Raw genomic sequence first — 15,437 nt, forward strand, 5'->3', positions numbered from 1 at the left:
CATGTATTGGTTTTATTTAATATCATGTTCAATTTGGAGGTATAAAATGTGCGGTATATCTGGGTTTCTTGGAAGGGAAAATAACAAACCTTTATATGTAAAGCAATGTTTAAATGGAATGATGCATCGAGGACCTGATAATTGCAGAATTGTGGACTTAGATCATATTTCAATGGGAACTGTTAGATTATCAATTAGAGATACTAATGAAGAAGCCAATCAACCATTCATTAGTTCTTCTGGGAGATGGATCGTAACCTTTAATGGAGAATTAAATAATTTTCAGCAGTTACGGATTGAGTTAGATTGTTCATGGAAAACAGAATGTGACACAGAAGTAGTGGCAGAGCTGTTTGAAAAGTTCGGGAATGAAGGGTTACAAAAATTAAGAGGAATGTATTCCATTGCTGCATTTGATACTCATACTGAAAAACTTTTTTTAGCGCGTGATTTTCCAGGAATCAAGCCTCTATATTGGGCAAAAACTAAAAATCGAGAATATATCTATGCTTCTGAATTCCCTGCATTACTAAACACGTTGAAAAGTTTACATGAAGAGTGCCTAATAACAGAAGAGCAATTCTATGAATATCTCATGTATCGAGACACATTACTTGAACCAATGACTTTGATCGATTCTATTAAGAAGGTCTCACCAGGGGAAACGCTCGAATTAAGTTTAGATAAAGAGATCGTCTCACATAAGCTTTCGAATGCTTATGAAAAAAATAAACCAGCAGATTTAGAAAGTCTTTTTACTCAAGCGATAACAAGTGTAATGGAACCGAATCAAAAATTGGGCATGTTCCTATCTGGTGGAGTTGATTCAAGTACGGTTTTATCAGAATTAGTATCTCAAGGTGCCAATGTAGAAGCATTTACGCTAAGGTATGAAAAAACAGGTGATTTTTCATATTCTGAAGTGCCCTTTAGTAAGTATGTTTGTGAATTTTTGAATGTACCCTTAAATGAAGTGATTCTATCAGAAAAAGAGTTTATTGAATTATTGCCCGAAGCGTTATCTAACCAGGATGGATTATCAATGGATCCAACCATAGTTGCATATTATGCTTTAGGAAAAGCCGCAGAAAAAAGAGGTCTAAAGGTTGTTATTACAGGTACAGGCAGCGATGAAATTTTCGGGAGCTATGACTGGCTGCATTCGGATTCAATGGAACAATTCGATCATTGGATGAAATCGGCTACAACAAAAAAATTATTAATGATTGATGAGGATGTCTGGAATCATATTGGTGAAACATGCTTTCAAGACCGAAAACATAAAATAGAAGGTTTCATGACGAATGGAGAAAATTTAGGAAATGCAATCCGTAGCTTTGGTTTTTATCATTTAGAAGCTGATGCGTTACCGAGAGTGGATTTAGGGACAATGAATGCTTCAGTGGAATGTAGAGTGCCATTGTTAGATCAAGATTTTTTACATGCAGCCTTGTCATTACCACCCGATAAGGAAAAAAGCCTTTTCCGTAATCTCAGTAAAAACAGAATTCCTATTGAAATACAAAAAAGACCGAAATGCGGATTTCCTCATCCTGTTTTTATATGGATGAAACATGGTGAACTAGGAAGAGTTGCTTATGAATTTTTAAAAACAAGCCAGTTGAAAGACTTAATCAATTTTAAAGAATTAGATAAGTTCCTGAATGATCGTTCAAGTCTCTTAGGAAGGAATCCCTCTGCCCATTTATATGATTTAGGAAGTTCATTTTGGTATTTATATAGCTTTGCACAATGGTGTGATATACATAAAGTAAAAGTGCCAATTATGAAGCGTCAGGAGGTCATTTATGAAAACTGAAACACTTTCGAAAAAAGAAGCGACATTGGGAAAAAAATTAGGGATAGGTGTTGCTTGGATAGACTCTCAGGAGTATTTAAGATTTATAAACAGCGAATTAGATCCCTTATACCACTATATCGAGGTACACCTCCCATCCAATATTCAAAATGTGCCGTCAAATTTCGAAAAAATTGCTCATTGCAGCACACTGCCATTGGCGGATATACATGAACCAACAAAAGATCTAACAAAAGCAGTCTTTCAACAAGCCAAAGAAATTAAAGCCCATTGGATCGGAGAACACCTTTCCATTTTAGGAACTACAGATGGGCTTCAATTTGGTTATATTTTTGCTCCAATTAAAGATGCAGGTTTAAAGAATAGAGTTATAAAGAAAATTAAGAGTTATCAAGAAACATACGGGATACCGTTTGTTATTGAATTAGGACCTCGATATCATGATTGGGGAGGAGTAGATGTTTTAGAGGACTATAAATTATTGAAATCAATTTCCAGTGAAGCCAATATTCCAATCATTCTCGATATTCCTCATACATGGGCAACTGCTAAAGCGTTTAACAAATCTTTTGAGGATTTGTTAAGCCTTTTGAAAGGAGCTCATATTACCGAGATTCATATTGGAGCTAGCGGTGTATCCAAACAGGGACAGATTTCTTTTGAACAAAGCTGGAATCAACTAGTCATTTGTTTAGAAATGTTCCCTGATGTTCGAGGTATTACTGTTGAGTTGGGGAAAAATACAAAAATAGAAGACTATTGCAATACTGTGAGAGAAGTATCAAAAAGATTCCAAAGCAGTAAATGGAGGATTAATAATGAAAACAATTGATTTTAAAAACTTATTAACTCCAGCAAGTGTAGATATTAATAGCGATGTTCACAAACAATTGCTTTCTCTTAGAAATATTAAAGCTTTAGAGTTAATCCATGCAAATGAAGCTGAAAACCTAAAATGGTTGGGAGATGCAATCAAGATATTCAGGAATTGTAATGCAGTAGAAAGAAATATTGTTCTTAATAAGCCGTATGTTTACTTATGGATTGAACAGTATAAGAATTTTTCCTCAATGGACGAAATAGAAAAACAAACGTGGATTTGGAATGGTTTTCTGCACATATTCTTACAATTGAAATATAAAATAAATGCTACGCTAGAAAATTTCGAGCTCAGATTTAGCGTGGAACCAAAGGATCTTTTTTTCATGAAAGACCTGACAGAGAATCAAGATCCTAAAGAAATTCTGGTAATAAGTGAAAATAACCACATTACTTTTGAAGTGGAAAAAGAAAATTACAAAGTGAATGGAAAAGATCTTAACAAATTATCGAAACATCCATTCATTACAAATGAAGTTTTTTGGTTCGAGGAATATGTAAACATTGCATCCTCTGCCGAATTGCGTATGAATATGGGAAGCACTGAAATTGTATCGCAGGAGATAAAGGAGACTTTTGAAGAAGCGTTGCAATTAATCAAAAATACTTGGCCGGAAATGTTTGACGAAATTGATAATAATATAGAAAACATTGTGTTTTTCAACCCACCTGGTCTACCTTTCTTTTCTGATTTTCGAGTACATGGAATAATCTTTGCTTGTCATGTTTCAAGACCTGTAGTTAAAGTTGCTGAATGGTTAATACATGAGGCAAGTCATGGTAGATTAAATACACTTATGTGCGCAAGGCCCCATATTTTCAACGATATGAAGCCTATTTATAGGTCACCATGGAGAGATGAATTAAGACCTTTATACGGTATTTACCATGGATGCTTCGTGCATTGCAGAGTATTACATTTTTATCGGTTATTGAAACAAAATCGGTCTATTGATCATGCAGAATTAATTAATGAAGAAATAGATAGAATTAGAGAAGAGTTACAACTCGGTTTATCCACGATTCAAGACCATGCTTCCTTGTCGCCTGATGGAGAAACACTCGTACATGACATGCATAATTTGGTTATGGGATAGTTCCAAAAGGTTAAACGTTTTACAAGGTCATTTTGCATTCAAATTAGTTGGGGGTATCTTATTGCACTTATTACATCAATATAAGAAATATACACCATTATTAAATGAAAAAAGGTTTCCTTATTTATGCTTATCTGAATCACTTTCCACACTTGGTAACATGGCACAAGGAATAGCTCTTGCTGCCTATATTTTCACTTTATCTCAATCCATATTCATCTTTGGTCTATTTCTCATTATTCGTTTCGCACCGCAATTTTTACTTTTTTCAATTGCCGGCAGTATAGTTGATAAATATTCTAGACGGTTTACCTTAACAATAATAAATATATTGTTAGCACTTTTAACATGTGTAATGGCATTTAATTCTCACAGTACAACCACCATTCTTATTATCACATTGCTAATTGGCATTATCGAGCTACCTTATCATCCTGCCCTTTCCTCAAGTATCCCATCTCTTGTGAATAAAGATCAGTTAGGCTTAGCTAACGGGCTAATGGGGATTTTAACAAGTATAGCTAGAGTAATCGGTTCAGCGATTGCCGCTTTCGGATTATTAAATGACACTGTAACCGGTTTGCTGATTTTTAATGCAATTACATTTTTTATTGCTGGAATAATAACTTGGACTAAGCTTCCCACTGCAAATCTGGATAATGATTCTTCTAGTTTGGAAGGTAGCCAGGAAAGCACAAGCTCCAAAGAAAGTGGATTAATAACCAGTGTCAAATATATAAAAAATCACATGGTTCTAAAAAACCTGATTTTCGGATCATTTTTGATTTGGGGATGTCTAAGCATCACAGATGTTTTGTTAGTTCCCTTGCTAAACTCCACCATTCAGGACGGTGAGAAATATTATGGTGTTTATCGATTTATTGCAGCTCTAGGTATGTTGATAGGGAATTATTTAACGGTTCCTTGGAGAGAAAAATATTTGTCTTTGAAAATAACTAAATATGGATATGTATTACCTTTGGTCATTTTATCGTTTAGTAGTATTGGTATTGCTCTGTCACCCTTTATATTAGGTCCCATATTATATTTATTTTTATGGATAGCCATGTTTCTTCCATCCAATTTATTAAATGTTGAACTTCAAACTACGCCAAATCACATTAGAGGGAAGGTAATTTCCATTGCGGATGCATTAGATGGAATTTTATTTATAATGTTGACTGGACTTTTACCTTATTTATCTTATTTCATAAGTGTTGAAAAATTGCTGATAGCTGCTTCTTTACCCTTTGTAGTTATAAGCTTAATTTTAACCTATAGCTTCATAAGATCCTTTTATATCAATAAAAAGAACAAAAGCTTGGAGGTAACATGAGAAGTGAATTTTTAACGAAAAACTTTAGAAATATCAACTTCCACCTTTTGCCTTCGAAAAAGTATTTTCAAACTACAATCGCTGTCAGAATGTATTTGGACCTTGATGAGAAAGTGGCTACTGGTGCTGCATTACTACCATATATTTTACTGCATGGAAGTGAACAATTTAGAAACAATCTTATAATCCAGTCAAAACTTGATGTAGAGTACGGAGCAAAAATAGGAGTTTCCATTGATAAAAAAGGCAATAAACAGGTTTTGTGTTTGTCACTTAAGTTTTACAACCAAAATCACAAAATAATCAATCCGGAAATATTAAATATTTTGCATGATTTATTAACCAAACCATTAATAACAAAGAAATCAGTTGAAATTGAAAAAAAGCTTCATGTATCAAGAATCCATAATGAGATTTTTAATGCGTATAATTATTCTTATAAAAAGAGCCTTCTATATCTACAAAGCAAACCACAAAACTTGTATATTGACCAGATAGGATCCATCCATGAAATAGAAGAGTGGAATGAGACAAATTTGGCCTCTCTCTATCAAAAGATACTTCAAACATCCTCCATACATATGTATGTAATTGGAGACTTTAATGAAGAAAATGTTTTGGAACAATTATGTGGCTATTTCCAGATAGAAACTGATGCCACAGGCCAAACAATTATTCCTCCATGCCCCGTGCAAAGCAATATAAAAACATATAATTCCGAAAAATATCAGTTTAAGCATTCGATAATGACGACATGTTTAAGTACAGGGGGAATCACGTTTAAAAACAAAGATTACCCCGCATTAGTGGTGTTTAATCGGCTTTTAGGTGGGTCCGCACACTCAAGGTTATTTATGAATGTAAGAAATGATCTCAATGCCGCTTATTCAATTATAAGCATACTGGATGCGATAAATGGTCTTCTATTCATACAAACAGCTATTGATCCCGCTTCTGAAGGAATGGTGCTTAGAAAAATATTTGATGAAATCAAGTCGATAAAAGAAGGGGCATTTACAAAAAAAGAACTAGAGGCCACTATAAAAACGTTGATAAATAGTTATAAACTATCTCAAGATTCCCCAATTAGCCTAATTGATTTTCATCAAAATGGGATCGTTAGCGGTCAAGTTAGGTCCATGGATGAAATGATAGATTACATGGATCGTATAAAACCTCAGGATATACAAGATGTCGCTCAAGTTTTACAAGGTTATTCCATTTACACTTTGGGGGAGAGATAAGGAGACCGCATGTTTACTGGTAGTTTTATAGAAAAAAAGAAAATAAACGGGTTAGATACTTATTTAGTAAATAAAACTGGTTTTCACGAAAATTATATTCTCCTATCCATCGACTTTGGAGGGATGGATAGCCATTCCATTTATCATGAAAAAGAATGTAATGGAAAAATCCCTTATGGAACGGCTCATTTTTTAGAGCATCTAATTATACAAAACAATCAATTCGATGCCTTACATAGATTTGGGGAAATGGGATCTTCTATAAATGCTAGTACGAATTATGAATATACCTCATTTGTAATATCTTGTACGGAACAGCTTGAGTTAAATATTCAAATGATTTTAAAACTTGTTCAATCCATCTCTATAACTAATGACATAGTGGAAAAAGAAAAAAAAATCATTAAGCAAGAAATTTTACATTCACAAAGTAATAAGAAAGCCAAATGCTTCACTAATTTATTATCAGACTTATACGGGGATGAAAGCGGGGGAGCACAACCAATCGTAGGGAATTTCGCGAGTATAGATTCAATGGATGCCAACATCATGGAGAGGTGTTTTCAGAAATTCTATTCTATTGAAAATATGAAATTGATTATAATTGGAGATATAATCCCTGAAGAAATCTATTCAATTATAGGAGATGAGGTTACGGGTTCTACTTTGAAAGAAAAAAATAGATACTTGCCTTTATTACCTGTCAAAAGAGAGAGTTTAAAGATCGAACCGATTAATACTAATCAATCGGTCTTATTATTGGGAAGTACGATTGCCAATGAAAGTGTGACCTCATCTGATACGGATATCCAAAATGAATTTATGATAAGAATAGGATTAGAAATACTATTTGGCAGAACCTCCGACTTTCAGCAAAAAATCTATAGTCACTCTCTTGTTGATAGAGACATCGATGTAAAATACGAAATATCCAATAGTTATTCTTTCGCCTTTTTAAGTGCCATTACAAGCAAACCATGTGTACTTATGGAAGAAATTAGATTGGCAAAAAATAAGATACAAGCGCGAAGTATCGATGATTATGAATTTTTGATTTCTAAACGAAGGATTATCGGAATGATTATCGACGTATATGATAATCCAACAAAATTAGCGAACTCCATTCTTCATTATTCTACAAGAGGAATGAATTTCTGTGATGTTATTAAAGTGATTAACAAGATTACAAAAAAGGAGGTTATTGATGCTTTATATTCACACATTTTAATCTAAAATGAGCAAGCGGCCATAAATTCCTTTGAGTCTTGTGGCATAATAATTTTTTTACTGGGTTTTCAGGTAAGAAGGATTATAGTAAAGAGGTTTTGGGACGTTTTGCGAAGAGGTTGGATTTGATATAGGATGTTTTGGCAGCTTACCAGATTTATAATGGTGTGAACTGGGGGTTCAGCTTTTTTCAATGAGGAAATCCTTGTGGACCTTATCCGTGTTCTTTCTTTTAATGGCTGCTTATTTCACGAAAACAAAAGATTCAATCGAAAAAGAACCGGAATGAAACACTCATCCGGTTCTTTTTGGGTCATTTTGCTGCTGGAATCAATCCTTTATGAATGGAGACTTCTTGTATGGACCGGTAGACGGTTTCGACCATGATCTTCAGTTCCTTTTCTGACATGGAAAGAATCGGCATCATCGTGATGACTGGACCAAGCTCCCGAATGATCAGGCCATTTTCCCGTGCGGTTTGGATGATTCCGGAAACGACGTTTTCCTGGAGCGTGAACGTTTCTTTTGTTTGGCGGTCTTTCACGATTTCCACTCCAATCATGAAGCCGCGCTGGCGGATATCGCCGACTATCGGAAGTTCGTATAGCGCTTGCAGTTTTTCGGATAGATATTTTGATTTTTTCTGGATGTCTTCAATGAGATTGCGGCTTTCCATTAGCTCGATATTCTTCAGGGCGAGTGCACAAGCTAGCTGATTTCCTGTATAGGTGTGGCCGTGATAAAAGGTTTTATGTTCTTCGAGTTCTCCTAAAAAGGACTGAAAGATCTGCTCGTTCATGATGGTTGCTGCAAGAGGCATATAGCCGCCAGTGATCCCTTTGCCCATGCACATGATATCAGGGACGACATCTTCATGTTCGCAGGCAAACATCGTACCGGTGCGACCGAATCCTACGGCCACCTCGTCACAAATTAAAAGGATATCGTACTTCCTGCATAATTGTTCGACCTCTTTTAAAAAGCCTGGTGGATGGGTTATGATGCCTGCGGCACCTTGAACGATTGGTTCGATGATCATTCCTGCAATTTCCTCTGATTGTTCTTGCAGTAACTTCTCCAGTTCCTTCAAACAATGGTTTTTCACTGCTTCTTGATCTCCGTATTCTGTCATGTGATACACATATGGTGAAGGGGCGGAAATCCGTTCGAATAATAGGGGCTTAAAGATTCTATGGAATAGATCCATTCCGCCCACACTCACGGCTCCAACCGTATCACCGTGATATGCTTCGTCCAGGGAGACGAATTTGTTTTTATGCTGATGTTTGACGGGATCGATATTCTGCCAATATTGATAAGCGACTTTAAGGGCGATTTCCACAGCTGCAGACCCCGTGTCAGAGTAGAAGACCTTCGATAAATGACCAGGTGTGATCTCAGCCAGTTTTTTTGCCAGTAAGATCGATGGTACATTTGCAGATCCCAGCAGGGTCGAGTGCGCGACTTTGTTCATTTGTTCAATAAGAGCGCCGTTTAATTCCGGCTCATTATGTCCGTGCACATTCACCCATAATGAAGCATAGCCGTCCAAATATCGTTTGCCATCCACATCAATCAGGTAGCTGCCTTCGCCGCGCTCGATGATTAACGGTTTACTTTCCCGATACGTTTTCATTTGTGTGAATGGGTGCCATACATATTCCTTATCCCATTGTTCTAATTCCTGTCCATTCATGCTTGGAACACCTCTTTCAGTTGTTGGGTATAATCTTGATCACGAAGTAAATCAAGGGTAAGGCTCCTTAAGTCTTTTCTAACATCGGCAAGTGTTGGAATGCAGGCGAGACCAGTGAGACCTGTCAGCTTTTCTATGGTTGCGATATTATCATTTTGAATCCGATCATCAGGAATATAATGGTTATATACAATCGCTTTAACGTATATATCATGAATTTGGGCATAGGAGTGTGTCGTCACGACATGATGGATCGCGCCTAAACCACATGTGGATACGAATACGACAGGCATGCTGCAATCCCTAATGAAATCCTTCGTCATATAAAAACTGTCCGATCGTTCAATGAGCGGGACAGCCAATCCACCTGCACCCTCGACTAATACGATGTCATACATTTCCTCAAGCTCATGGACTCTTTCCACGACTTTCTTTACATCGATCTGACTACCAGTTAATTTAATCGCCAAATGTGGAGAGGTTTCAGGTTCAAGCATGTAAAACCCTGATCCCTTTACACCTAGTTCCTGCTCGAACCAAGAAATGTCCGGGTATGTTTTCGATTCCTCGATGATTCCAGTTTGAAACGGCTTGAAAATCGTAACGCTTTTTCCTAATGCTTGAAGTGACAGATAAAGTGCACTCGTGACAATCGTTTTTCCGATATCCGTGCCAGTTCCGGTTATAAAGTAGGCTTGGCCCATGGATGATTCAGCTCCTTTATGTTTATATATCTTGCAATGCGTGGACGTACTTGTTGAATGATGACAGCACATAGAATGCACAGCAGCAAATCACCTGGTGTAGGTAATAAGAAGCCGTAAAGAATCGTTTGGTTGATTGAAAGCGGCGTTTCCACAATCCACTTCATTGCGCCGTACAGCCAGATGCAGCCGATTAAGTAAACAGTGAGCAATGTGGCAAGATTAGCAAAGAAAATGGAACGAATCGTGGAGAGATTATACCGGTTGATCAGTCTCCCGTTTACATAGGCCCCCAGTATATATCCTAGTAAATAGCCGAAAGTTGGTTTGAATATATAGCCTAACCCACCGCCCTCAGCAAACACCGGAACTCCGATGAGTCCAATCAAGACGTAGCATAACTGACTGAGCAAACCAAGACGTGGCCCCAACAATGCGCCGGCTAAATAGACTGCCAGAATTTGCAGCGTGAATGGTATGTATGGAATCGGTATTTTAATAAAGGCACCAATTGCGGTTAATGCGGTAAAAAGGGCCACATAAGAAATCGTTCTTGCTTTCAAGTTTCTAACCTCCTTTTTTGAAGTTGTAGACAAGATGCCCACTATTAGTTTGCCTGATTCATATTTTATATGTCAACTAATTTGTAGTTTAGTTAACATATAAAGTGCAATCTTCCTGATGATCAAAAGGACAGACTAGGAAAATATTGAAAATTAACATTGAATAATATTTTGTTTGTATGGTATTATTCATCCATATGTTAACTATAAAATGAATTGGTTAACATATTAAAGCGTTTGGAGGTTCGCTTATGACGGGAAATCTATTTTTGAATGATGAGCTTACTGCTGAAACATTATCTGTAATCCTTATTCTGCAGAAAGCTTCAAGCGAGGATGGGGCGGATGTTTACACAAACGGTACGGGGCCCTCATCATGGTGGATGATGCACATGCGAGGCTGCAGTCGATATCATTCTAACTGAACCCGAACGCAGAACGCATCTTCAAAACATGAGCCGACGTCTTTTTAACGAATTGTCCGCTCTTGGCTACACAGTATCTGGGGGAGAATCTCCATTATCTGCGGTGAACCGGAACGGGACATTTTCCTTTCCAAATAATTACATAAGTACGGAATTTACGCATCAGCGATTCGTCCTCCAACAGTAAAGAATGGAGCTTCTCGAATTCGGCTCACTTTAATGGCGACACATCATGAACAACACATCAATCAGGTGATAGATGTGTTGAAAACAATCCGTTCCAATGGATTCAGTTAATAGGGGATTCGTCGCGGCAACAGTTATCGGAAGGCATATACAACACTAAAAGAAAAGAGGAATGGGATTTGGAAACATTAACAAGGGATTGGAAGAGGTTAGCGGAAAACGTAATCAAAGGGTATAAAGTGACAGCGGATGAGGCATTATCCATCGTGCAAGCCCCAGATGAAGAAGTTTTGGAAATTTTGAATGCAGCATACCTCATACGTAAACATCATTATGGAAAAAAGGTCAAATTGAATATGATCATCAATACGAAGTCAGGGTTATGTCCCGAAGATTGCGGTTATTGCTCGCAGTCCATCGTATCGGAAGCCCCAATCGATAAATATGCATGGCTGACTAAAGAAAAGATTGTCGAGGGAGCACAAGAATCAATTCGTCGTAAAGCGGGTACGTATTGCATCGTTGCTTCCGGCCGGCGTCCAACCAACAGGGAAATTGATCATGTCATTGAAGCCGTCAAAGAAATCCGCGAAACAACGGACCTTAAAATCTGTTGCTGTCTAGGCTTCCTGAATGAAGAACATGCCGGCAAACTAGCGGAAGCTGGGGTTCACCGCTACAACCACAACTTGAATACATCACAGGAAAACTACAGCAATATTACATCGACACATACATATGAGGACCGGGTAGATACAGTCGAAGCTGTGAAAGATGCTGGAATGTCTCCATGTTCCGGTGCCATTTTCGGTATGGGGGAATCTGAGGCGGAAACGGTGGAAATCGCTCTATCCTTACGCAGCCTTGATGCGGATTCCATTCCTTGTAATTTTCTCAATGCAATTGACGGAACGCCACTTGAGGGAACTTCCGAGCTTACACCTACTAAATGCTTGAAATTGATTTCAATGATGAGATTCGTTAATCCGAGTAAAGAAATTCGTCTGGCCGGCGGTCGTGAGGTCAACCTCCGTTCCGTGCAGCCCATGGCACTTTATGCAGCCAATTCGATCTTCGTCGGCGATTATTTAACGACAGCTGGCCAAGAACCAACGGAGGATTGGGGAATCATCAAAGATTTAGGGTTTGAAATCGAAGAGTGTGCTCTTTAGAGCAGTAAGAAAACATGGCAAAAGAGAACAGGAAGGCTGCTGATCCAGTAGCCTTCCTGTTTTAAAATGTCTCGTGAATGATAGAGCCTGTCCGGGAAACATCGTAATCACCTAAAGCATCGATTTCCGCTCGAAATGGTTCCGAGGATAGGATACTTTTGACGATGTTTATGATGTGCTCGTTTTTCGGCGTTTTTAATAGAACAAGGTCGTAGCGTTCCGTAATTAATGGAATGAAATCGACTCCGACCATTTTTGCCGCTTTTTCAATTCCAACTCCTACATCCGCACCCCCTGACGAAACAGCTGATGCCACACTTAAATGGTTGGTTTCTTCGTTTTCATACCCTTTAAGGTTTTTGGATGGAATTTTGTGGATCCTTAGCTGCTCATCAAGAAGGATTCTTGCACCAGAACCTCTTTCCCTATTGATGATGGTCAGGTCCTTGTTTAAATCAATCCAGCTGGTGAGATTGAAAGGGTTACCCTTTTTAACATATAAACCCGCTTTTCTTGAAACGAGATTAAGTAAAATATAGGGGTAGCCGACCAAGATCTTTTTTATATATGGAAGATTATATTCACCTGTATCTCCGTCAAACATGTGTAAACTCACGATGTCCGAATCACCATTGTACATGGATATAAGTCCGCTCAAACTTCCTATATTGGACCGTAGTGTTTTATGGCCGGAATCCTTCGTGATATACTGCCCAAGTATATCCAGCACCATGTCCTGACCGCTGATGACAAGAGTTTGTGTTTCCTTCACTTCGTTCTGATGAGGCTCGGCAACAGGGACCTGGGATGCATGGGATTTCCCGTCAGTGATATATTTCTCCAGGTCCTTTGCATCCATTCTCATTTGCCTGCCCACTCGGAATACAGGCAGTTCCCCTTTTTTAACAAGGTCATATATCGTCAATTTAGATACTTTTAAAAGCTGTGCAACTTCTTCGATTGTATAGGATAGCTCCTGCGACATGTGCATCCCTCCGCCCTTATTGTATCTTAGTGCCCTTTAGAAAGTAAATTCACAGGGAAAGGGGATTGATGTAAACCCTGAATTTTTGTTTTATACTGTTATATCTAATTATAACTAGTTATAATTAGATGTAATTATTTATAACAAGATAGGAAGGAAAAGTGACAATGAAAAAAATATATCTAATGATTTTCTCGATTATGCTGCTTGTGATTGTGGGGACTGGGTGTTCAAAAGATGAAGGGGAAAATACGGAAAAGAAGGCGCAGCAAGACGGCGAGAAAGTGGAATTGACGGTTTCCGCAGCTGCAAGTTTACAAGATGCTTTAAATGATATAAAAGCGGATTTTGAAAAGGAAAACGCAAATGTGAAAGTTCAATATAACTTTGGCGCTTCGGGAGCTCTTCAGCAGCAAATATCCCAAGGTGCACCTGTTGACCTGTTTTTCTCAGCTGCAGAAGATACATTTGATAAATTAGTGGATGAAGATCTTATTGAAGAGAAAAACGGGATCGATTTAGTCGGTAATGAACTGGTGCTGGTGGTGCCAAAAGATTCAGATAAGGAAATGGGTTCGATGGAAGACCTCACAAAGGCTGATAAGATTTCGATCGGTACGCCAGAGTCTGTACCAGCAGGGCAGTATGCGAAACAAACATTGGAAAACTTGAATCTCTGGAAAGAGGTTGAGGATAGAGTGATATATGCCAAGGATGTCCGGCAAGTGCTTACATATGTAGAAACGGGAAACGTGGAAGCAGGGCTCGTTTATAAAACGGATGCGATGAACTCATCAAAAGTTGATATCGTTGCAACAGCCAAGGAAGATATACACGATCCCATCATTTATCCGGCAGGCATCATTAAAGAAAGTTCTCACCCTAAAGAAGCGAAGCTATTTTACGACTATCTTCAAAGCGAAGATTCTGCCAAGATTTTTGAAAAATATGGATTTGGAGATTTGGACTAATCCCGCAGTTTTGTTAAACGATCAGCTTCTACCTAAAGATAGATTTCTTTCCATAAAATAAAGGCCACCAATTTGGTGGCCTTTATTTTTGTCGCTCAGCATGGGTGAATGAGGGGAATCCTCCAAATTTATGAATTCTCCTTATCTTCTAATGTTTTATAAAGACACTTATTCAAGTCAATCTTAACGCAATTTGAAAAAAGGATTAAAAATTAATTAAAAAGCGAAATAAAAAGCAAAATAATGCTAAATTGAAGAAAGAGCATTTCAAGAATTAGTGGAAACGATTAAAATGCAGGACTTTGGATAAATATAGAGGGAATTGAAATTTTAAACGGAATATTTAGGTTCGTGTAAAGTATGGAGCTAATATTCAAATTCGATAAATACATATGGATATGGATGCATATTCCACTCAAGTAGGAGGGTTTTAAATGAAACAGCGTATTTTGGTTGTAGAAGATGAAATCCAGATAGCAACGATATTAAAAATAGAACTCGAATTTGAGGGGTATGAAGTGCTTGTTGCCCATACCGGCAAGGCGGGGCTGGAAGCCGCATTGCACGAAGAATTAGATTTAGTACTTTTGGATGTTATGCTACCTGAGCTGAATGGCATTGAGGTTTTAAGAAGGATACGAAATGAGAACACATTACTGCCAATCATCCTATTAACAGCTCGTAATATTACAATGGATAAGGTGGCAGGGCTGGATCAAGGAGCCAATGACTATATAACGAAGCCTTTTGAAATCGAGGAATTATTGGCAAGAATACGTTCATCCATACGTCAGAATTCAATAACTGCCAATGCTACAAGAGAAGAGGAAACAATCTTATCAATAAAAGATTTATTCATTAATCTCGATACGAGAGAGGTTAAGAGGGGGGATTCTTCCATAGCGTTAACCCCAAAGGAATTTGATTTACTCGTTTATTTACTTTCCAATAAAAACAAAATCGTGACGCGAGAAAATATCCTGATGAATGTATGGGGTTATGAGTATGAAGGGGAGACCAATGTAATTGATGTGTATATCCGTCATTTAAGAAAGAAAACGGAAGAAGGTTTTTCTGATCCGATCATTATTCAAACGGTTAGAGGAATTGGCTATACAGTAAGGGAGAAATAA

At 37.7% G+C, this 15,437-nt stretch carries 14 protein-coding genes; 10 read left to right on the forward strand and 4 right to left on the reverse strand.

From position 1 onward, the window contains the following. Positions 1-46 precede the first annotated feature (46 nt). The 6 genes from asnB (at position 47) to LQ203_RS13460 (ending at position 7,608) form a co-directional block, all read left to right on the forward strand. On the forward strand, positions 47-1,819 hold the full coding sequence (gene asnB / locus LQ203_RS13435) for an asparagine synthase (glutamine-hydrolyzing) (protein ID WP_230158856.1): 1,773 nt from the start codon (positions 47-49) through the stop codon (positions 1,817-1,819). Then, positions 1,809-2,651, forward strand: coding sequence for a DUF692 family multinuclear iron-containing protein (locus LQ203_RS13440; RefSeq protein WP_230158857.1), 843 nt, complete (start codon positions 1,809-1,811; stop codon positions 2,649-2,651). The genes asnB and LQ203_RS13440 overlap by 11 nt, the downstream gene beginning before the upstream one ends. Continuing rightward, complete coding sequence (locus tag LQ203_RS13445; protein ID WP_230158858.1) at positions 2,638-3,795, forward strand: HEXXH motif-containing putative peptide modification protein; 1,158 nt, start codon at positions 2,638-2,640, stop codon at positions 3,793-3,795. Before LQ203_RS13440 ends, LQ203_RS13445 begins: the two co-directional genes overlap by 14 nt. A gap of 61 nt (positions 3,796-3,856) precedes the next feature. After that, a complete protein-coding gene (locus tag LQ203_RS13450; protein WP_230158860.1) occupies positions 3,857-5,131 on the forward strand; it encodes an MFS transporter in 1,275 nt (424 codons plus the stop codon). Further along, the gene (locus LQ203_RS13455; protein WP_230158861.1) at positions 5,128-6,375 is read left to right on the forward strand and encodes a pitrilysin family protein; all 1,248 of its coding nucleotides are present in this window, start codon (positions 5,128-5,130) and stop codon (positions 6,373-6,375) included. Before LQ203_RS13450 ends, LQ203_RS13455 begins: the two co-directional genes overlap by 4 nt. Before the next feature lie 9 nt (positions 6,376-6,384). Beyond that, the gene (locus tag LQ203_RS13460) at positions 6,385-7,608 is read left to right on the forward strand and encodes an insulinase family protein (RefSeq protein ID WP_230158863.1); all 1,224 of its coding nucleotides are present in this window, start codon (positions 6,385-6,387) and stop codon (positions 7,606-7,608) included. A 307-nt stretch (positions 7,609-7,915) separates the two neighbouring features. Here the strand turns inward: LQ203_RS13460 and bioA are convergent, their stop codons facing one another. From bioA to LQ203_RS13475, 3 genes are read right to left on the reverse strand one after another with little or no spacing between them, the layout of a single operon-like run. Continuing rightward, a complete protein-coding gene (gene bioA / locus LQ203_RS13465; RefSeq protein ID WP_230158865.1) occupies positions 7,916-9,298 on the reverse strand; it encodes an adenosylmethionine--8-amino-7-oxononanoate transaminase in 1,383 nt (460 codons plus the stop codon). Continuing rightward, on the reverse strand, positions 9,295-10,002 hold the full coding sequence (gene bioD, locus LQ203_RS13470; RefSeq protein WP_230158866.1) for a dethiobiotin synthase: 708 nt from the start codon (positions 10,000-10,002) through the stop codon (positions 9,295-9,297). The genes bioA and bioD overlap by 4 nt, the downstream gene beginning before the upstream one ends. Continuing rightward, positions 9,981-10,565, reverse strand: coding sequence for a biotin transporter BioY (locus LQ203_RS13475; protein ID WP_230158867.1), 585 nt, complete (start codon positions 10,563-10,565; stop codon positions 9,981-9,983). Before LQ203_RS13475 ends, bioD begins: the two co-directional genes overlap by 22 nt. A 251-nt stretch (positions 10,566-10,816) precedes the next feature. On the opposite strand from LQ203_RS13475, the gene LQ203_RS13480 reads away from it, so the two are divergent. After that, entirely contained in the window at positions 10,817-10,990 is a 174-nt protein-coding gene (locus LQ203_RS13480; protein WP_230158868.1) for a hypothetical protein, read from the forward strand. Between the two features lie 365 nt (positions 10,991-11,355). Next, complete coding sequence (gene bioB / locus LQ203_RS13485) at positions 11,356-12,348, forward strand: biotin synthase BioB (RefSeq protein WP_230158870.1); 993 nt, start codon at positions 11,356-11,358, stop codon at positions 12,346-12,348. Between the two features lie 61 nt (positions 12,349-12,409). Here the strand turns inward: bioB and LQ203_RS13490 are convergent, their stop codons facing one another. Continuing rightward, a complete protein-coding gene (locus LQ203_RS13490; protein WP_230158872.1) occupies positions 12,410-13,333 on the reverse strand; it encodes a helix-turn-helix transcriptional regulator in 924 nt (307 codons plus the stop codon). Positions 13,334-13,500: 167 nt separating this feature from the next. Between LQ203_RS13490 and modA the strand changes: the two genes are divergently transcribed. Next, a complete protein-coding gene (modA, locus tag LQ203_RS13495; protein ID WP_230158873.1) occupies positions 13,501-14,304 on the forward strand; it encodes a molybdate ABC transporter substrate-binding protein in 804 nt (267 codons plus the stop codon). Between the two features lie 434 nt (positions 14,305-14,738). Beyond that, positions 14,739-15,437 (forward strand): response regulator transcription factor, encoded by a 699-nt coding sequence (locus LQ203_RS13500; RefSeq protein ID WP_230158875.1) that lies wholly within the window; start codon positions 14,739-14,741, stop codon positions 15,435-15,437.

It is taken from the genome of Peribacillus sp. Bi96 (assembly GCF_918698115.1).
GTDB lineage: Bacteria > Bacillota > Bacilli > Bacillales > DSM-1321 > Peribacillus.